The organism is Sphingomonas sp. UYAg733, from assembly GCF_054057355.1.
Map to the genome: position 1 here is coordinate 147287 of NZ_JBSRZE010000005.1, position 18030 is coordinate 165316.

Consider the following 18030-nt stretch of genomic DNA (forward strand, 5'->3'; position numbering starts at 1 on the left):
CAGGGCACCTCACCATCGACCTTCACGCGATAGTTGCGCGCGCCATCAGCCCAGGAGGACGCTTCGCGGTGGATGGTTAGGACCGCCATGCGATCCTCAATAAACCCGCTTCTTCGGCTTGATATACTCGATATCGTCGGTGAGCGTGTAGTCGTGCACTGGGCGCAGGCCGAGCGTGGTCGTGCCGCCCTTGCCGCCCCAGCCCTCGAATGTCGCGGTGCTGTGCTTCATCCAGTTCTTGTCGTCGCGCTCGGGGAAATCCTCGTTGACGTGGGCGCCACGGCTTTCCTTCCGGTTGGCGGCGGACTCCATCGTCACCACTGCCTGCGCGATGAGATTGTCGAGCTCGAGCGTCTCGACCAGATCGGTGTTCCAGATCAGCGAGCGATCCTTCACATCGATATCGGTCATGCGCTGATAGGTTTTGCCGATCAGGTCGACGCCCTCGCCGAGCAGCGCATTGTCGCGGAACACCGCGCAATGCTTCTGCATCGTGCGCTGCATCTCAAGCCGGATCTCGGCGGTGGGCGACCCACCCGTCGCGTTACGGAAATGATCGAGGCGGCCGAGCGCCAGCTCTTCCGAACCCTTGGGCAAGGGCGCGTGACTGGTGCCGGGCTTCAGGGTTTCCTTGAGGCGCAGGCCGGTCGCGCGGCCGAACACCACGAGATCGATCAGCGAATTGGAGCCGAGCCGGTTGGCGCCGTGCACCGAGACGCACGCCGCCTCGCCGACCGCGAACAGGCCAGGGACGACGGTATCGGGATTGCCGTCTCTCAACTGGACGACCTCACCGTGATAATTGGTCGGGATGCCGCCCATATTGTAATGCACGGTCGGCGTGACCGGCAGCGGCTGGCGCGTCAGGTCGACACCGGCGAAGATCTTGCCGGTTTCGGTAATGCCGGGCAGCCGTTCATGCAGCACCTTGGGATCGATATGGTCGAGATGGAGATAGATGTGATCCTTCTCCTTGCCGACGCCACGACCTTCCCGCATTTCCATCGCCATCGAGCGTGACACGACGTCGCGCGAAGCGAGATCCTTTGCCGACGGGGCATAGCGTTCCATGAAGCGCTCGCCTTCGCTATTGGTCAGGTAACCACCCTCCCCGCGTGCGCCCTCGGTAATCAGCACGCCCGCGCCATAAATGCCAGTCGGGTGGAACTGAACGAATTCCATATCCTGCAACGGCAGCCCGGCGCGCAGCACCATGCCGCCGCCATCGCCGGTGCAGGTATGCGCAGAGGTCGCCGAGAAATAGGTGCGGCCATAACCGCCGGTCGCCAGCACGACAGAATGGGCACGGAAACGGTGGATCGACCCGTCATCCATGCACAAGGCGATCACGCCACGGCACACGCCGTTTTCCATGATCAGGTCGAGCGCGAAATATTCGATGTAGAAGTCGGCGTCGTACTTCAGGCTCTGCTGATAGAGCGCGTGAAGCATGGCATGACCGGTGCGGTCGGCGGCGGCGCAGGTCCGTTGCGCGGGCGGGCCTTCGCCCATATTCTGCATCATGCCGCCGAACGGGCGCTGATAGATCTTGCCCTCGTCGGTACGGCTGAACGGCACGCCGGCATGTTCGAGTTCGTAGACCGCGGCGGGCGCTTCACGCACCATATATTCGATCGCGTCCTGGTCGCCGAGCCAGTCCGAGCCCTTGACGGTGTCGAACATGTGCCAGGTCCAGTGATCCGGGCCCATATTGCCGAGGCTGGCGGCGATGCCACCCTGCGCCGCGACGGTGTGGCTGCGCGTCGGGAATACCTTGGTGATGCACGCGGTCTTCAGGCCCGCCTCGGCGATACCCATCGTCGCGCGCAGGCCCGAACCGCCCGCGCCGACGACCACGGCATCATAGGTATGGTCGATGATCTTGTACGCTGAGCCAGAAATGGGGGGCATTATAAAGGCGTCCCGGTGAAGGCGATCCGGAGGATCGAGAAGATGGCGACCGCGGCAGTCCCAACGGTGAAGAAGTTGAGCGCGATCATCAGCACGATGCGACCTTCATCATGCTGATAATCCTCGATCACGACCTGCAAGCCGAGCCGGAAATGGTAGAAGACCGAGGCGACGAGCAGGATCAACGGGATCGCGACCCAGGCCGACGACATCCAGCCATGCACCGTGGCATAGTCATAAGCCGGCAGTTGCGCGATCGCGACCATGAACCACAATGTCAGGAACAGATTGGCGCCGGCGGTCAGCCGCTGGTGCCACCAGTGATGCGCGCCTTCCTGTGCGCTGCCCAGGCCGCGTACGCGACCGAGATTGGTGCCGTTGCCCATCTTATTTGCCCCCCAGGAGATAGAGCCAGAAGACGATGGTCAGCGTGAGCGACGCCACGACGGTCAGCCATGCCCCCATCTTGTTGATCTTGAGCTCGTAACCAGCACCGGTATCGAGCACGAAATGGCGGATGCCGGTCGCCATATGCTGAAAGAAGGACAGCGTCAGCCCGATCCCGACGACATAACCGATCGCGCCGCCCCACAGGCCGGTGAAGACGTGCATGAAGGTCGCGTAGCTGCCCTTGCCCCCGGCCAGAGCTGCAAGCCACCACACGAACGCGGCGGTGCCGACCGTCGCCATACCGCTGCCGGTGATCCGATGGATGATCGAGACGGTCATCGTGATCGGCCAGCGCACATGCCACACATGGGGGCTTAATGGGCGGGCGGCGGGCGGTTTGGTGGCCAAGGGCTGGTCCTTCGTCAGGCGGTGCCCGACCTATTAGTCGCCATGTGCCGCGATGCAAGACGAGAACGGCTGTTTGAAAATGCGCCGAGGTCGCATTTTGGCGGTGCCGGCCCGCTTCCATTTTCAAGCCGCACCCTAACCGCCCCTTAACCAAATACGGTTAGCTCTTGGCCAACAACCACGGGACCATACCGGGTCGCACAAACGGAGTTTTCGCTCTTGGACGCCAACGACCTGCCTGCCCCCGGCACGATCGCCGCGAAAATCGATCTGACCGCGCGCCTGCGCGTGTTCGATTTTGACGGCTCGCTGGCCGGCGCGAGCCGCGAGGCCTGGGCCGTGCTCGAACCCGATATCCGTGCTGTATCAGAGGCCTATTGGCAGCAATGGTTGCGCTGCTTCGCCGATGAGCGCATCTGGGCACCGCATGAAACCGACAAGATGATCGAGGTTGGCTGCACCTTTTTGAAGAACCGTTTCCTCGACACCAATGGCCGCAGCTGGGTCGAATCGGTCGAACGATCGGTCGCCGCCGCCTATACCAACGACGTATCGCCGCTCGCCCTGCTGTCGATGATCAACGCGAGCGACCGCGCCGCGCTCAATATCATGACAAAAAAAGTCGATCATGCCGATCCAAAGCTGTCGATCCTGATCGACACGCTGATGCGCCTCTCCGCGCTGGAGGGTGAGATCACCGTCGCGATCTATAACGCCTATCGCGAGCATAGCGCGCAGGTCGGCCGTGACCGGCTCGCGACAGAATTCCGCGAAGGTATCGCGCAGATGGTCGAAAGCGCGACGCAGGAATCGGGCGTACTGCGCGGCCAATCGCTCAGCACTTCCAACTCCGCGCGTGGCATGCTCGGCAAGACGTCCGAAGTCGCCGCCGCCGCCGAGCAATCGGCGGTCGCGATGCGCGAAGCGGCGCACACCGCCGCCGGCCTGATCCGCGCGATCGAAGATGCGCGCACCGAAGTCGAGGCGGCACGCGAGATCGCCACCCGCGCCTCGACTCAAGCAAGCACTGCGGTCGGCATGTCGGAAACGCTGTCCGATCATGCCAAATCGATCGAATCGATCCTGGGGCTGATCCGCGACATTGCCGGACAGACCAACCTGCTCGCACTCAATGCGACGATCGAGGCGGCGCGCGCCGGCGATGCCGGTCGTGGCTTCGCGGTCGTCGCGCAGGAAGTGAAAAGCCTCGCCAACCAGACAGCGCGCGCGACCGACGACATCGCCGCCAAGATCGCCGCGATCCAGTCGGCCACACGCTCGACCGTCGATACCAACGCATCGATCAAAGCGACCGTCGCCGAGGTGCAGGAAAGCGCCAACCGCATCCGTTTCGCGATGGAGGCGCAGGCACAGACCGTCACCGCGATCACCGCAGCGGTCGACGAAACCGCGCTCGCCGCGGATTCGATGTCGAACACAATCGCCGCGATCCGCGAGGACACCGAAACCGTTGCATCGGACATCGATCGCGTCGGCAAGGGCTTCGATTCGCTCGAGGCAAGGCTGGGCACACTCAAGAACAGTGCAGGCGAGTTCTTCGCCAAAGTCGCTGCGTGAGCAATTGAGAGGACGATCGATTGGCACAGTCAAATAGCAGCGCTTTAGGCAGCTGGAGCGGCGGCGCGCGCAGCGCCGCCGAACGCGTCGGCGATTATGACTGGGACCGCGCGATCGCCGCGGCCAGTGCCGAGATATCCACTCTGGTCGAAGGGTCGGAGGAAACGATCGCTCGCGCGTTCTGGAATCACTATATGTCGCTACCATCGACGGCACATATCAGGCCATTGATGAGCAGCGAATTGCTGGCGAAACGTATCGCGCGCAGCACACGCTATACCAAGATCAAATATGCCGACCCGTTCGGCGACCAGTGGATGACGCTCGCCTTCGGGCATGCCAGCGAATCCTACGAAGCCAGTGTACCGCTTCCCGCTTTGCTCTCGTCACTGAGTTTTGCGCATAGTCAGACGCTGAAGATCATTGCCGGGCGGCTGAACGGCGACACCGGACGCGCGCAACATCTAGCGGACGTCGTCCAGCGCCTCGCGCTGGTCGAGGCCGATGTCATGACCACCTATCTGGGTAGTTGCGATGCGGAGCGCGCGCGCGACGAACGCCGAGCCCGATCGACCCAGTTCAGCGAAAGCATCGGCCAGTCGATCGAGGGTACGGCGACACTCGGCACGCGCATCCGCGTCCAGGCGAAAGGCGCCTCGACCTCAGCACGCGGGATGATCGGCAAGACATCCGAAGTCGCCGCCGCCGCCGAGCAATCGGCAGTCGCGATGCGCGAAGCGGCTCACACCGCCGCCGGCCTGATCCGTGCGATCGAGGATGCGCGCCGCGAAGTCGAGGCGGCGACCGATATCGCGACGCGCGCGTCCGGCCAGGCCGGCGACGCGGTCGGCATGTCGGAAACGCTGTCCGATCATGCCAAATCGATCGAATCGATCCTGGGGCTGATCCGCGACATTGCCGGACAGACCAACCTGCTCGCACTCAATGCGACGATCGAGGCGGCGCGCGCCGGCGATGCCGGTCGTGGCTTCGCGGTCGTCGCGCAGGAAGTGAAATCGCTGGCCAGCCAAACCGCACGTGCGACGGACGACATCGCCGCCAAGATCGCCGCGATCCAGTCGGCCACACGCTCGACCGTCGATACCAACGCATCGATCAAGGCGACCGTCGCCGAGGTGCAGGAAAGCGCCAACCGCATCCGCTTTGCGATGGAGGCACAGGCACAGACCGTCACCGCGATCACCGCAGCGGTCGACGAAACCGCACTCGCCGCGGACTCTATGTCGAACACTATCGCGATGATCCGCGAGGACACCGAGAATGTTGCGAGCGAGATCGACACGCTCGAGCGCGATTTCGAAGAGGTCAACGAACGGCTGATGACGCTGCGCGGTGCGGCCGACAGCTTCTTGGCCAGCGTGGCGACCTGACTCCACCGCTCTCCCGGGGGAAGGTGATAATATGCGCAGATAGCGTCCACGGGGTGACGACTTTGGCCAGCACAGCTATGCCGCGCGAATGACCACCAATATCCTCCTCACCGGCAGCAGCCGGGGCATCGGCGCGGCGATCGCCGGCGCACTCGACTGCGGCGACGTCCGCCTGATCGGCCACGGCACCAAAAGCGGCATTCCGGCCGATTTCGCCGATCCAGCAGGCCCGCAAACCTTGTGGAATACCGCGCTCGAACAGCTCGATGGCCGGATCGACGTGCTGATCAACAATGCCGGTATCTTCGAAGCGAACCCGATCGACCGGGCGCAAGCCGACTGGGTCGCTGATTGGGAGCGTACGATGCGCATCAACCTGACCGCATCCGCCGAACTGTGCCGCCTCGCCGTTCTCCACTGGCAGGATCGCGCAAGTGGCGGCCGGATCGTCAATATCGCGAGCCGCGCCGCCTATCGCGGCGATTCACCCGAACATTGGCATTATGCCGCGTCCAAGGCCGGCATGGTCGCGATGACCAAATCGATCGCGCGTGGCTATGCTGCTCAAGGCATTCTGGCCTTCGCGATCTGCCCCGGCTTCACCATGACCGGCATGGCCAGCGATTATCTGTCGAGCCGCGGCGGCGACAAATTACTCGCCGACATTCCGCTCGGCCGCGTCGCCGAGCCCGACGAAATCGCCACCGCAGCGAAATTCCTTGCGCTGGAAGCGCCGGCATCGATGACGGGGTCGGTGATCGACGTGAACGGGGCAAGTTATGTCCGATAGCTGGAAGCTCACCCTCCCTTGCACCCGTGCCGAGGCCGAGGCGATCGACGCGGCCGACGATCTTGGCATCGATCCGGCACCGGTGCTGATGACCAGCGAAGAGGTTGCCGACGATCCGCTTCGCTGGCGCCTCGATGCCTATTTCGAAGGCAAGCCGGACAAGGCGGGGCTTGCTGCGGTGCGTGCGCTGGCGCCGAGTTCGGCCAAGATTAAGGCGACTGCCGAGCGCGTGCCCGATGCGGATTGGGTTACGCTCAGCCAGTCGGGAATCGAGCCGGTCCATGCCGGTCGCTTCTACGTCCATACCGATGCCAACAAGGGCGCCATTCCGTCCGGCGCACGTGCTTTCCGCATCGAAGCGAGCCGCGCCTTCGGCACTGGTCAGCACGAGACGACCACTGGTTGCCTGCTGACACTCGATGCGATGCGCGCGCGCGGCGAACGCGCGCGCAACCTGGTCGATATCGGCACCGGCACTGGTTTGCTCGCTTTCGCGGCGATGCATTTATGGCCCGGCGCCTATGCCACCGCGTCGGATATCGACGCGGCGTCGATCGATGTGACGGCGGAAAATGCCGAGCTGAATGGAATAAAGCTTGGAGACGGTCCTCGCCTGCTCGCGCTCGCCACCGCGCCAGGACTCGAACATCCCTTGCTGATCGGCCGCGCGCCCTATGACCTGATCGTCGCCAACATCCTGGCCGGCCCGCTGATCGCGCTCGCGCCAAATATCTGCATGGCGCTCGCCGAAAATGGAACGCTGGTGCTGGCGGGCCTGCTCAAGAGCCAGGCCGATGCGGTGATCCGCGCCTATCGCCGGCAGGGGCTACGCCTGGCAGGGCGGATCGACACCGGCGACTGGCCGGCGCTCCGCCTGCGCAAGCGGGTGCGCCATGGCCGCGATCGCGTGACGCGGCTCGGCCCGGGCGGCGCGGGCGAAACGCCCGGCTTTGGGAATTGGTGATTTTGCTCGTCCCCGGCACGGGGAGGAGGAGCTCTAATTCTTGGGTTTGACCGCGATGGCGTCGACCTCGACCAGCAATTCCGGCCGGGCAAGACGCACGACATAAACCAGCGTCGAGGGTGGCACCGCATCGCCGAGAACCGCCTTGCGGATCGCCGATGAGCGTTCATAGTCGAGCGGCTTGACCAGATAGGCGGTCAGCTTGACGATATTGTGCGGGGTCGCCCCCTGACTCGCGAGGATCGCCACGACGTTGCGCAGCGCGCGCTCATATTGCGCCTCCGCATCGGCGGCGATGCTGCCGTCGGGCGCATTGCCGACTTGTCCGGCCACGTAGAGCATATCGGATCCCGCCGGCACCACTGCGAGATGCGAATAGCGTCCAATCGGCGGTGCGACGGTCGACGGGTTAGAGATTTCCTGCGCGGGTGCGGCGGTCGGCAGGATCAGCGAACAAGCCAGAATAGCGATCGTCTTCATGCGCAGGCCTTTCCACTGATATAGGCCTGCGTTCCGCGCGTCATCACCTCGTCCTGCGGCAGGATTTCGGCGACGGGAACGTCGGGCAGCGCCTTCAACGCCTCGTAGAGCGGCGCGAAATCGGTTTCCACGGTCAAGCGAAGCAGTTCGTCGAAACTCGGGATGACGAAGTAATTCTGCTGAAAATCGTCGATCCGGTACTCGGTGCGCATCACCCGCGCGAGATCGAAGCCGATCCGGTTGGGGCTCGGATCGTCCAGCGCGAAGCGGCTTTCGGCAAAGCTCGACACGATGCCCGAACCATAGATGCGCAGGCCCTCGGGCTCGGCGATCAAGCCGAACTCGACCGTGTACCAATAGAGCCGCCCGAGATATTTCAGCGCATCGAGCCCGAGCGCGCGCTGCCCGCCACGACCATAGGCCTCGAGATAATCGGCGAACACCGAATCGGCGAGCATCGGCACATGACCGAACACGTCGTGAAACACATCGGGTTCCTGCAGATAGTCGAGCTGATCGGGCCGGCGAATGAAGTTGCCCGCGACAAAGCGTCGATTGGCCATATGGTCGAAGAATACCTCGTCCGGCACCAGCCCAGGCACGGCAACCACTTGCCACCCGGTCAGCTTCATCAGCTGTTCGGACAGTTCCTCGAAATCGGGAATGCCGGGTTTGGACAATTTGAGCACGTCGAGCCCGCGCAGATAGGCATTCGACGCCCGCCCCGGCAAGAGTCTGGCCTGCCGTTCGAACAGAATATCCCAGGTCGCATGCTCTTCGGCTGAATAGTGCGACCAATCCTGCGCTATCGTCCAGTCACCCGCGGCGCCCTCTGGCGGGGCGTCGAGCACATGCATATCCTCTGTCATGCAAATGGCATATCACAGCGCGAACGCGGCAGGAAATGGAGTGCGATGTCAGGGCGCTGGAACAAGATCATCAGCCTGGCGGTGCTGGGATTCGCGACATTCTCCACAAGCTATGGTGCGGCCGGGATGGTCGGCGGGGCACTGCCGACCAATAACGGCTGGCGCGCGCCGGAGACGGGCGTGCGGATCTTCGTCGAGAGCAATGGCATCCATACCGGACTGGTCATGCCGGTGGTCGCCGAGGGGGTGGACTGGAGCGATCTGGCCGAAGCCAGCGATATCGCCGACCCACGCTTCGCCGCACATCCCTATATCGCGATCGGCTGGGGCGAGCGGGCCTTTTATCTCGAAACGAGAACCTGGGCCGATGTGAAGGTCCCGACGATCCTCGGTGCGGCGATCGGCAGCGACCGGACCTTGATCCATGTCGAGCATGTCGCCATGCCTCGCCCTGGTCCGGATGTCCGCGAAATCGTGCTGCGTCCGGAGGAGTATCGCAGGCTCGCCGCGTTTGTGCGGGCGAGCTTCCGGGTCGAGAATGGCCGCACCAAGCACCAGTTCGGTTATGCCAGTTACGACGCGTTTTACGATGCGCGGGGCAAATACAGCGCGATCGCGACCTGCAATGCCTGGACCGGCGATGCGCTGCGCCATGCCGGTGTGCGGGTCGGCGGCTGGACGCCGTTTCCGGTCAACGTGCTTGGCTGGTTCGCAAGGTGAGCGCGCAGGGGAACGGCCATGCCCCACCATCCAAGCTGCTCTGGGCGGCGGAATTGCCGCGCGCGGCGTGGGCCGTCGTGTCGCTGCTCGGCGCGCGCAAGATGCTCGATGCGGCGCCGAGGGGTGATGGCCGGCCAGTGCTGCTCTTGCCTGGCTTGGTCAATTCGGACCGCTCGAACTTCGTCATGCGGCGCTATCTCGAGCGGCTCGGTTATCGGGCGGAAGGTTGGGGGCTTGGCCGTAATATCGGCCGACGCGCGGTCGGCAACGATGGTGAAAAGCTGCTCGACCGCATCCGCGCACTCCATGCCGATACGGGCGTGCCGGTGACGTTGATCGGCGTCAGTCTCGGCGGGATCATGGCGCGATTCGCGGCACATCGCCTGCCCGATATGGTGCGTGAGGTGATCACGGTCAGTTCGCCATTTGCCGGATCGCCACGCGCCACCAATGTCTGGCGCGCGTTCGAACTGCTGAGCGGCGACAAGGTCGATAGCGAGCGCGTGACGCAAAAGGCGGCCGAAGTGGTGCGCCCCCTGCCCGTTCCGTCGACCGCCATCTGGAGCCGCAGCGACGGACTGGTCAACGGCATGATCTGCCACGTGGATGACGACCCGCAATGCCGCAATGTCGAAATCCGCGCGAGCCATATGGGCGTGCAGTTGCGACCGGAGGTGCTGCGGTTGATCGCGGATATCCTGGGCGAAACCGCTTAGGAGTCTGTTTGAAAATGCGCTGAAAGCGCATTTCGGCGGTGGCGGCTTCAAAACTCGCTCTTCCGCAAGTTTTCAAACAGACGCTACGCCGCCTCGCTCACCTTGGCATAGATGCTGTTGATCGGGCGTGACATCACCCGGCCGACCATCGGTTCGAAGAAGTCGAGCGGCGCGCTGTCATAGTTCGGGTCGAATGCGGCCTGGTCGTATTTCTCGCAGAATTCGGCACAGGCTTCGAAATGCGGATGGCCGCGATATTGTTCGCGCATGTCGCGGTCGCCACCGATGTAATGGAAGAAATAATAGCCCTGGAACACGCCGTGGGTGTTGGCGATCCAATGCACTTCCTCCGACACGAACGGACGGAGCATCGCCGCACCGATCTCGGGATGGTTGAACGAACCGAGCGTGTCGCCGATGTCGTGGAGCAACGCCATCACGACATAGGCCTCATCACGGCCATCGCGATGCGCGCGGGTCGCGGTCTGCAGCGAATGCTCCAGACGATCGACCGGGAAACCCCCATAATCGCCGTCGAGCAATTTCAGGTGAGTGAGGACACGCGCCGGTAACGCCTTTGAGAATTCACGGAAATGGCTGCCGATCAGGGTCCAGTCCTGCTGGGTACCTTCGGTCATGGCGGTGAACTGGGCACGGTCGGCGGTTGCGGTCATTGCGTCTCTCCTGCTCGGCGTCCCATACCGTACTTTGCGCTGCCATCCCAGTCACTGTAAGGAGTGGCCGATGCCTGCCCTCCCCATTCCGGCGATCCCGGCGCTGACCAAGCCCGATATCTTCTCGCGCCCCTTCTTCGAGGAGAAGAGCCGCGCCTTCTGGACGCTGCAGGCCGCGGGCTGGACCGGCTATCTCATCCTGCGCAGCGTCTCGAGCATTTCGAACGGGCCGTCGCTTGACGTGATCATTCCGGTGATCATCGAATCGATCGTCGGTTATTGCATCACATTGCTGCTCTCGACGCTGTACGGCTATTATCGCGGACTGCCGCGGATCAGCGCGATTCTGCTGACCATCATCACGCTGGCGATCGCGACGATCCTCTATTCGGTGCTCGACGCCTTTTCCTTTTCGTTCATCAAACTGGCCAATCCGGGACTCAATCTGAACCTGGTATTGGGCACCATATTCCTCAATTTCACCGTGCTGGCGGGCTGGTCGGCGCTATATTTCGGAATCAATTTCTACTTGATCGTCGAGGAACAGATCGACCAGCTGGCGGCGCTGGAGAACACCGCATCATCGGCCCAGTTGGCGATGCTCCGCTATCAGTTGAATCCGCATTTCCTGTTCAACACGCTCAATTCGATCTCGACACTGGTGCTGCTGAAACAGACCGAACGCGCCAATGCGATGCTCAGCCGGCTGTCGTCCTTCCTGCGCTACACGCTGGCCAACGAACCGACCGCCCATGTCACGATCGCGCAGGAGGTCGAGACGTTGAAACTCTATCTCGAGATCGAAAAGATGCGCTTCGAGGACCGGCTGCGGCCCAGTTTCGAGGTCGACCCGCGCGTCGCCATGGCCCGCCTGCCTTCTTTGCTGCTTCAGCCATTGGTCGAAAACGCGATCAAATATGCGGTCACGCCGAAGGAAGAAGGCGCCGAAATCGCCGTGGTTGCGCGGCTCGCCGGGGATCGGGTGCAGATCGCCGTATCCGACACCGGACCGGGCTTGAATGAAATGAAAGCACGTCCATCCCTTTCAACTGGGGTCGGCCTTGCCAATATCAGGGAAAGGTTGGCGCAAGCTTATGGCCCCGACCACCGTTTCGAAACCCGATCCTTGCCCAGTGGCGGGTTCGAGGTCGAGATCGAGATTCCGTTCCAGCTCGCTGAGCCGGTTAGAGAGGTTGCATGACGATTAGAACGATATTGGTCGACGACGAGCCGCTGGCGATCCAGGGCTTGGAGCTTCGACTGCAGGCGCATGACGATGTCGAGATCATCGACAAATGCCAGAATGGCCGCGAGGCGATCCGCGCGATCAAGACGCACAAGCCCGATCTGGTGTTTCTCGACATTCAGATGCCCGGGTTCGACGGTTTTTCAGTCGTTCAGGGCCTGATGGAGGTCGAACCGCCGCTGTTCGTGTTCGTCACCGCCTATTCCGACCACGCCCTGAAGGCGTTCGAGGCGCAGGCGGTCGACTATCTGATGAAACCGGTCGAGGAGAGCCGGCTGGCCGATACGCTCGATCGCGTGCGCCAGCGCCTGACCGAAAAGCGCGGCGTCGAGGAGATCGACCGGCTGAAGGAAGTGCTCGCCGAGGTCGCGCCCGATTCGGTCGAGAATATGAGCGACGGCGGCGACCAGGTATCGTCGAACCGGTTCGAGAAGCTGATCAACATCAAGGATCGCGGGCAGATCTTCCGCGTCGATGTCGATACGATAGAACGCATCGACGCGGCCGGCGACTATATGTGCATCTATACCGGCGACAATACGCTGATCCTGCGCGAAACGATGAAGGATCTGGAAAAGCGGCTCGACCCGCGCCGCTTTCAGCGGGTACACCGCTCGACCATCGTCAATCTCGATCTGGTCAAGGAAGTGAAGCCGCACACCAACGGCGAATGTTTCCTGGTGCTGGGGTCGGGCGCGCAGGTCAAGGTGAGCCGAAGCTATCGCGACGTGGTCGCGCGGTTCGTCCACTAAGGCGCGAGAAACAACTCCGGGGTCGCATCCTTATGTCGAAAGCACTGACCTTTGCTGCGCTGCACGTCGCCGGCGACCCGCTGATTCTATATAACGCGTGGGACGTCGGCAGCGCACGTGCGGTGGCAGGGGCCGGTGCAAAGGCGATCGCGACTGGCAGCTGGTCGGTCGCCGCCGCGCAAGGGTTCGACGACGGCGAGGCCCTGCCGCTCGAATTCGTACTGGCCAGCGCGACGCGGATCGCCGGGGCGGTGTCGCTGCCGGTGACGATCGATTTCGAGGGCGGTTATGCGGTCAAACCCGACGATGTCGCGGCCAATGTCGCGCGGCTCGCCGCCACCGGAGCCGCCGGGTGCAATTTCGAAGACCAGATCGTCGGCAAGAACAAGCTCCACTCGATCCCCGTCCAGATCAAGCGAATCGCTGCGGCGCGCACAGGGGCCGGCGCGGACTTCTTCATCAATGCCCGGACCGACATCTTCCTGCAGGCGAGCCAGGATACACACGACAAGGTGATGGTCGATGCCGCGATCAAGCGCGCCGCAGCCTATGCCGCGGCGGGTGCTAGCGGTTTCTTCGCGCCAGGCCTCACCGATGCGGCGCTGATCGCGCGGCTGTGCGATGCGGTCGAGCTACCAGTCAACATCATGGCGTTTCCCGGCGTGCCCTCGACCTCGGTGCTAGCCGATGCCGGCGTCTCGCGGATCAGCTATGGCCCGGGACCATACCGGTCGGCTATGAAAGCGATCGAGGCGGATGCGCAGGTGGCGTTCGCCTGGCGGTAACGTCGCGCCAGGGACATCGACGCGGCGCTTTATCGGTGCCTTTTTACCTTCAGAACAAAGTTACATCTCCACCGTTATCCCGCGAAAGCGGGGATGGCGGTGGAGATGATCACATCGGAAAACCTGGTCCAATCCAGCGGATCGCGCGCTAGAATCCCTTGCGAACGGTCACCCCGATCGTGCGGGGCTGGCCCACGGCGAAGCCGAGCCGGGCGCGGCCGCCACGTTCACGATCGAACGACAGCAGCGGATTTTCGTCGAGCAAATTGTTGACATAGATCGACACGCCGAGATCGTTCGGCAGATTGACTCCCGCACTCAGGCCGACGAGCTGATATTCGGGTAATTCCAGATCAACCACCGTTGCTGCGTTCGCCGGGGCACCTCCAAAGGGCAGGCCATGCACGAAGCTGCGCGGGTTGTTTTCCTGGTCGCCGGGCTGCGTAAAGCGACTGCCCACATGCTGGAAGCTCGCACCGATATAGCCTTCGGTTTCGGCGCCCAGCGGGAAGCTGTAATTTGCGCTTGCCGAAAGCTGGAACTTTGGCACCGACGGCAAGCGGTTGCCGTCCTTGATCCCCTCAATCACCGAACCATCGGGACGGGCCAGCGTGGAATCGAATTCAGACCGGAGTAGACTCCCTGAAAGCGCCAATTCGAGCCCCTGGACCGGCCTCATCGAAAACTCGGCCTCAACGCCCATGGTATGCGCCTTGGGCACGTTGAACACGACACGCGACGAACAGCTTCCAGCGTCCGCCGTCACCTGCAGATTCTTGATGTCGGTATAGAAAGCAGCCGCGTTGAAGGTGATCCCGCCAAAACGCGTCTTGACCCCGCCTTCATAGTTCCACAGCGATTCATCGTCATAGCGCGGCCGGTTGCCGAAGGTCGCGGCATCGGGGCCGCTCGCACCGCCGCTGCACAGCGGAAGATTGAGCGGGTCGTTCACCCCACCGAGCCGGAAGCCTTTCGACACCTGCGCGTTGAACGTGACGCTCTTGGACGCCTCGAAACTCACCAGGGCGCGCGGCGAGAAGCCCTCGGAAGAGGTCTTGTCGCGATTATTGTCGAGATTGGTGAAGAAGCCGCCCGATTTGAAAACCCGTTCTTCATTGAAGGTATAATAGCGGCCGCCAAGCGTTGCCTTGAGCGCATCGGTCAGCGCGTAGCTCGCTTCGCCGAAAATCGAGAGCTGCTTCAGCTTATAGGGAATATCGGCGTTATAGGGCGAATCCGCCGCAAATCCGTTGCGTTGCGAGAGAGAAAAGCCGGCACCGAACCGCGCATCGGCGAATGCGTCGGTGCCGGGCGTGGGCAGGCGTTGCGCATATTTGCGGTCCACGGACGAATAGAAGCCACCGACGAGCCACTGGAACGGGCCGCTATCGTTCGAAGCAAAGCGAAGCTCCTGAGTGAATTGCTTCACCTTGGTGGTGTCGACCAGATTGGAGGGCAGCGCCTGCCCTGCCGGCGCAAAACCGACATCGATAAAGACGCTGTTGGTGAGCGCGCTGGCATCGCGGCTGACCAGTATCTTGCGGTCGGTATAGCTGGTGACCGAGGTAACGGTGACCGGCCCGCGTGTGGCCTCGATCGTCAGGTCGCCCAGCAGGACCCTATCCTCGAACTTTTCGTCGAGCATCAGGTATTGCTGGCGTTCCTGCAGCGTTACCGGCGGCCGTCCGCCGGCAGTGGTGGTGTAAGGGTTGGCAAAGAGATTATAGACTTCCTGTCGATTGAAGCCGTTGACGTGGATTTTCTGATACACCACACGCGGCGTGATCTTGAGATCGTCGATCGGCTCGAGCAGCAGCGAAGCGCGTCCGCCGGCCCGCCAGCCATCATTGACGTTCTCATCGACCTTGCCACCCGGTCGCAATGCATCGATGAAGCCGCTATAGCGGGTATAATAGCCGACCACACGCAACGCGGCTTTATCCGACAAGGGCAGATTGATCATGCCCTTGAGCGAACCGCCGACATCGCCTTCACCAACGACGTTGATATTGGCTTCCACCTTGCCCTCGACCCGGTCCGTTCGCGGCTGATTGGTGATATAGCGCAAAGTGCCACCGACCGAGCCAGATCCGAACAGGGTACCCTGCGGCCCGCGCAGTGTTTCGATGCGATTGAGATCGAACAGATCGAGGTCCGGGGTGAACAGCGAGAGCGAAATCACCGATTCATCGAGATAGACGCCGACCTGCTCCTTCACGCCCGGCTGATCGCGCGCGACCTGGCCGGCGGAAACGCCGCGGATCGCCACCTGGCTCTGGCCCGGCCCGAGATTCTGCACCGCAAGACCCGCGACATTGCGCGACACATCCTCCAGCGAATTCGCATGAGCGCGCTCGATATCCTCGGCCGTCTGCGCATTGATCGAGAAAGGCACGTCCTGGATCGACATCGAGCGCTTGGTTGCCGTGACGATGATATCGTCGCTATTATCCTGGGGGGCTTCCTGTGCATAAGCCGGTGCTGCAAATACAACGATCATTGCGGCGCCAATAGCTAGCCGCGTCTTCAGCTTATTTTCCGGTCGGTTAGTCATGGTTATTCCCTCTCCTGAATGCGCGCTGTCTCCGCAGCGCGACATTGGAATGGAGAGAGCTTAAAAGCGCCGGCAATGAGTGGCAACTTGGCTGCAGCGATTTCGCTGCGGCGTGGCTATTTTGCATCAACCGCGACCGATGGCGGAGCCAGCGGCCAGTTCAGGTAATGATGAAAATTGCCGCGCTTGGACCAGCTGCCCGGGCGGATTTAAGCTTCCGGCGAGTCCTCAGTCCCTTCGGCGGGGCGCTCGAACCACGCCTCGACCGGACCGCTATATTTCAGCGTCAGCGGATTGCCCTTGCGGTCGACCTTCTTGCCAAGCGCGACGCGAATCCAGCCTTCGGAGATGCAATATTCCTCGACGTCATGGCGCTCTCGCTCCTTGAAGCGGATGCCGATACCGCGCGCCAGCTTTTCTTCGTCGAAGAATGGGCTGCGCGGGCTGGAGGACAGGCGGTCTGGTGGAGTGTCGGTCATGGCGGCGGGCTTTGACGCAAAATCGATCCGGATGCCAGCCCATATGAAAGCGGCGCGGGGTTACCCGCACCGCCGTCGATCTCATAACTGCCGGATCAGTTGCAGACCCGAACCCGCACGCGCTGACGATAATAGGGATCCCAGCGCCGTTCGACATGGCAGCGGGCGTAATTATCGCGGTACTGATAAGCGTAATAACCGTCGTTCGGATAATAACCGCGCTGACGGTAATAACCGTCGTCGTAATTATAATCATAGCCGCGGTCGTCATAATATCGTTCGCGGTCGCGGCGGCTGTCTGATGCGATTGCGGCGCCGATCGCCAGGCCGGCGATACCAGCGACAACAGCCACGCCAGCGTCGTTATTGTCATGGTAATAATGGCGACGATAACGCTGCGCATCGGCGGGCGCGGCAACGGTCAACGCGGTAGCGGCCAACGTCGCCCCGAGCACGGCCTTCTTCATCATATTCATCATTTCGACCTCCTCAGATCAACCAAGCTATTCGCCGGTGCCAAAACGCGGCAACACCCAGCTTGTTGCATGGAATAATCGAGTCGGGCTGAACCGAGCCGGAATGACGTGTTAAGCGGGGGTTTAGCTTGGCATCAGGCCCTTGGACGCTTGTGGAGGATCGCATGGCATATTGGCTGCTTAAATCCGAACCCGACAGTTATAGCTGGGACGATTTGCTCACCGAGGGACAGACCGAATGGACCGGCGTGCGCAACCCCGCCGCCGCGCTGCACCTGAAGGCGATGGCAGTCGGCGACCGCGCGCTGTTCTATCATTCAGGCAAGGACAAGGCGGCGGTCGGTATGGTCGAGGTGACGCGGACCGCGCGACAGGATGGCGACCAGGCGCGCTGGGTCTCCGTCGCGGTCAAGCCGATCGAGCCTTTGGCCAAACCGGTGACGTTGGCGACAATGAAGGCGGAGCCGAAACTTGCGGGCATGGAAATGCTGCGGCAATCGCGACTGTCGGTCAGCCCGGTGCGCGCGGCTGAGTGGGCGATGATCGTGAAGATGGGCGGCTGAGCTGGTCCGCCGTGCCCGGCCACCAGTGCAGACCGTCAGTCAGCTGGCCGCTGATCCGATCCACCACGACAGGATCGATTCCCCCGCCCGCTTTCCGCCCCGACCAGTTGCGACAGCTCCCGTTCCCCGAAATAGCGCCTGCCCCACGCGCCGAGGGCCTGCAGGATCGGCCGATAGTCGCGCCCGCATACGATCAACACATCTTCGTCGCGCGGCGGCCGCTCGCTATAGCGACGGTGTTCGAACAAGCCGTCAGTGACCATGCGGCAAGTCGGCGGGTGAGG

The 18030-nt window shown here is 62.4% G+C and carries 20 protein-coding genes; 10 read left to right on the plus strand and 10 right to left on the minus strand.

Translation table 11 applies throughout. The features are described 5' to 3' along the window. Positions 1 to 96: 96 nt before the first annotated feature. Genes sdhA through sdhC form a run of 3 tightly spaced genes read right to left on the minus strand, consistent with a single transcriptional unit; the run spans position 97 to position 2709 of the window. Positions 97 to 1911, minus strand: coding sequence for a succinate dehydrogenase flavoprotein subunit (sdhA, locus tag ACVWZA_RS11265; protein WP_457311291.1), 1815 nt, complete (start codon positions 1909 to 1911; stop codon positions 97 to 99). Next, positions 1911 to 2297 carry a succinate dehydrogenase, hydrophobic membrane anchor protein gene (gene sdhD, locus ACVWZA_RS11270; RefSeq protein WP_457311292.1) on the minus strand — a complete coding sequence of 129 codons (387 nt, stop codon included), beginning with the start codon at positions 2295 to 2297 and terminating at the stop codon, positions 1911 to 1913. Before sdhD ends, sdhA begins: the two co-directional genes overlap by 1 nt. 1 nt (position 2298) lies before the next feature. Beyond that, on the minus strand, positions 2299 to 2709 hold the full coding sequence (sdhC, locus tag ACVWZA_RS11275) for a succinate dehydrogenase, cytochrome b556 subunit (RefSeq protein ID WP_457311293.1): 411 nt from the start codon (positions 2707 to 2709) through the stop codon (positions 2299 to 2301). A gap of 234 nt (positions 2710 to 2943) precedes the next feature. Between sdhC and ACVWZA_RS11280 the strand changes: the two genes are divergently transcribed. The 4 genes from ACVWZA_RS11280 (at position 2944) to ACVWZA_RS11295 (ending at position 7432) form a co-directional block, all read left to right on the plus strand. After that, positions 2944 to 4287: a methyl-accepting chemotaxis protein gene (locus ACVWZA_RS11280; protein WP_457311408.1), complete on the plus strand. Its 1344-nt coding sequence runs from the start codon at positions 2944 to 2946 to the stop codon at positions 4285 to 4287. Between the two features lie 20 nt (positions 4288 to 4307). Continuing rightward, on the plus strand, positions 4308 to 5678 hold the full coding sequence (locus tag ACVWZA_RS11285; RefSeq protein WP_457311294.1) for a methyl-accepting chemotaxis protein: 1371 nt from the start codon (positions 4308 to 4310) through the stop codon (positions 5676 to 5678). Positions 5679 to 5766: 88 nt separating this feature from the next. Next, on the plus strand, positions 5767 to 6468 hold the full coding sequence (locus ACVWZA_RS11290) for an SDR family NAD(P)-dependent oxidoreductase (protein WP_457311295.1): 702 nt from the start codon (positions 5767 to 5769) through the stop codon (positions 6466 to 6468). Then, positions 6458 to 7432 (plus strand): 50S ribosomal protein L11 methyltransferase, encoded by a 975-nt coding sequence (locus tag ACVWZA_RS11295; protein ID WP_457311296.1) that lies wholly within the window; start codon positions 6458 to 6460, stop codon positions 7430 to 7432. Before ACVWZA_RS11290 ends, ACVWZA_RS11295 begins: the two co-directional genes overlap by 11 nt. A 33-nt stretch (positions 7433 to 7465) precedes the next feature. Here ACVWZA_RS11295 and ACVWZA_RS11300 read toward each other — a convergent pair whose 3' ends face one another. Together ACVWZA_RS11300 and phhA are read right to left on the minus strand one after the other, a co-directional pair. Further along, entirely contained in the window at positions 7466 to 7912 is a 447-nt protein-coding gene (locus ACVWZA_RS11300) for a RidA family protein (RefSeq protein WP_457311297.1), read from the minus strand. Beyond that, positions 7909 to 8781, minus strand: coding sequence for a phenylalanine 4-monooxygenase (gene phhA, locus ACVWZA_RS11305; protein WP_457311298.1), 873 nt, complete (start codon positions 8779 to 8781; stop codon positions 7909 to 7911). Before phhA ends, ACVWZA_RS11300 begins: the two co-directional genes overlap by 4 nt. A gap of 45 nt (positions 8782 to 8826) precedes the next feature. Between phhA and ACVWZA_RS11310 the strand changes: the two genes are divergently transcribed. Next, positions 8827 to 9501, plus strand: coding sequence for a TIGR02117 family protein (locus tag ACVWZA_RS11310; protein WP_457311299.1), 675 nt, complete (start codon positions 8827 to 8829; stop codon positions 9499 to 9501). Then, positions 9498 to 10217 carry an esterase/lipase family protein gene (locus tag ACVWZA_RS11315; protein ID WP_457311300.1) on the plus strand — a complete coding sequence of 240 codons (720 nt, stop codon included), beginning with the start codon at positions 9498 to 9500 and terminating at the stop codon, positions 10215 to 10217. Before ACVWZA_RS11310 ends, ACVWZA_RS11315 begins: the two co-directional genes overlap by 4 nt. Before the next feature lie 83 nt (positions 10218 to 10300). Here ACVWZA_RS11315 and ACVWZA_RS11320 read toward each other — a convergent pair whose 3' ends face one another. After that, positions 10301 to 10891 carry an HD domain-containing protein gene (locus tag ACVWZA_RS11320; protein WP_457311301.1) on the minus strand — a complete coding sequence of 197 codons (591 nt, stop codon included), beginning with the start codon at positions 10889 to 10891 and terminating at the stop codon, positions 10301 to 10303. A gap of 70 nt (positions 10892 to 10961) precedes the next feature. On the opposite strand from ACVWZA_RS11320, the gene ACVWZA_RS11325 reads away from it, so the two are divergent. Genes ACVWZA_RS11325 through ACVWZA_RS11335 form a run of 3 tightly spaced genes read left to right on the plus strand, consistent with a single transcriptional unit; the run spans position 10962 to position 13674 of the window. Further along, the gene (locus tag ACVWZA_RS11325) at positions 10962 to 12092 is read left to right on the plus strand and encodes a sensor histidine kinase (RefSeq protein WP_457311302.1); all 1131 of its coding nucleotides are present in this window, start codon (positions 10962 to 10964) and stop codon (positions 12090 to 12092) included. Next, the gene (locus tag ACVWZA_RS11330) at positions 12089 to 12889 is read left to right on the plus strand and encodes a LytR/AlgR family response regulator transcription factor (RefSeq protein ID WP_457311303.1); all 801 of its coding nucleotides are present in this window, start codon (positions 12089 to 12091) and stop codon (positions 12887 to 12889) included. Before ACVWZA_RS11325 ends, ACVWZA_RS11330 begins: the two co-directional genes overlap by 4 nt. Before the next feature lie 32 nt (positions 12890 to 12921). Further along, positions 12922 to 13674, plus strand: a complete 753-nt coding sequence (locus ACVWZA_RS11335; protein WP_457311304.1) for an isocitrate lyase/PEP mutase family protein — start codon at positions 12922 to 12924, stop codon at positions 13672 to 13674. Positions 13675 to 13822: 148 nt separating this feature from the next. On the opposite strand, the gene ACVWZA_RS11340 is transcribed toward ACVWZA_RS11335, so the two are convergent. The 3 genes from ACVWZA_RS11340 to ACVWZA_RS11350 all read right to left on the minus strand — a co-directional run bounded on the left by ACVWZA_RS11340 (position 13823) and on the right by ACVWZA_RS11350 (position 17186). Then, positions 13823 to 16174: a TonB-dependent receptor gene (locus ACVWZA_RS11340; protein ID WP_457311305.1), complete on the minus strand. Its 2352-nt coding sequence runs from the start codon at positions 16172 to 16174 to the stop codon at positions 13823 to 13825. Positions 16175 to 16437: 263 nt separating this feature from the next. Further along, the gene (locus ACVWZA_RS11345; RefSeq protein ID WP_457311306.1) at positions 16438 to 16707 is read right to left on the minus strand and encodes a DUF3297 family protein; all 270 of its coding nucleotides are present in this window, start codon (positions 16705 to 16707) and stop codon (positions 16438 to 16440) included. A gap of 95 nt (positions 16708 to 16802) precedes the next feature. Next, on the minus strand, positions 16803 to 17186 hold the full coding sequence (locus tag ACVWZA_RS11350; protein WP_457311307.1) for a hypothetical protein: 384 nt from the start codon (positions 17184 to 17186) through the stop codon (positions 16803 to 16805). Between the two features lie 161 nt (positions 17187 to 17347). On the opposite strand from ACVWZA_RS11350, the gene ACVWZA_RS11355 reads away from it, so the two are divergent. Further along, positions 17348 to 17746, plus strand: a complete 399-nt coding sequence (locus ACVWZA_RS11355) for an EVE domain-containing protein (protein ID WP_457311308.1) — start codon at positions 17348 to 17350, stop codon at positions 17744 to 17746. 35 nt (positions 17747 to 17781) lie between these two features. On the opposite strand, the gene ACVWZA_RS11360 is transcribed toward ACVWZA_RS11355, so the two are convergent. Beyond that, positions 17782 to 18009, minus strand: a complete 228-nt coding sequence (locus ACVWZA_RS11360; protein ID WP_457311409.1) for a winged helix-turn-helix transcriptional regulator — start codon at positions 18007 to 18009, stop codon at positions 17782 to 17784. Between the last annotated feature and the right edge of the window lie 21 nt (positions 18010 to 18030).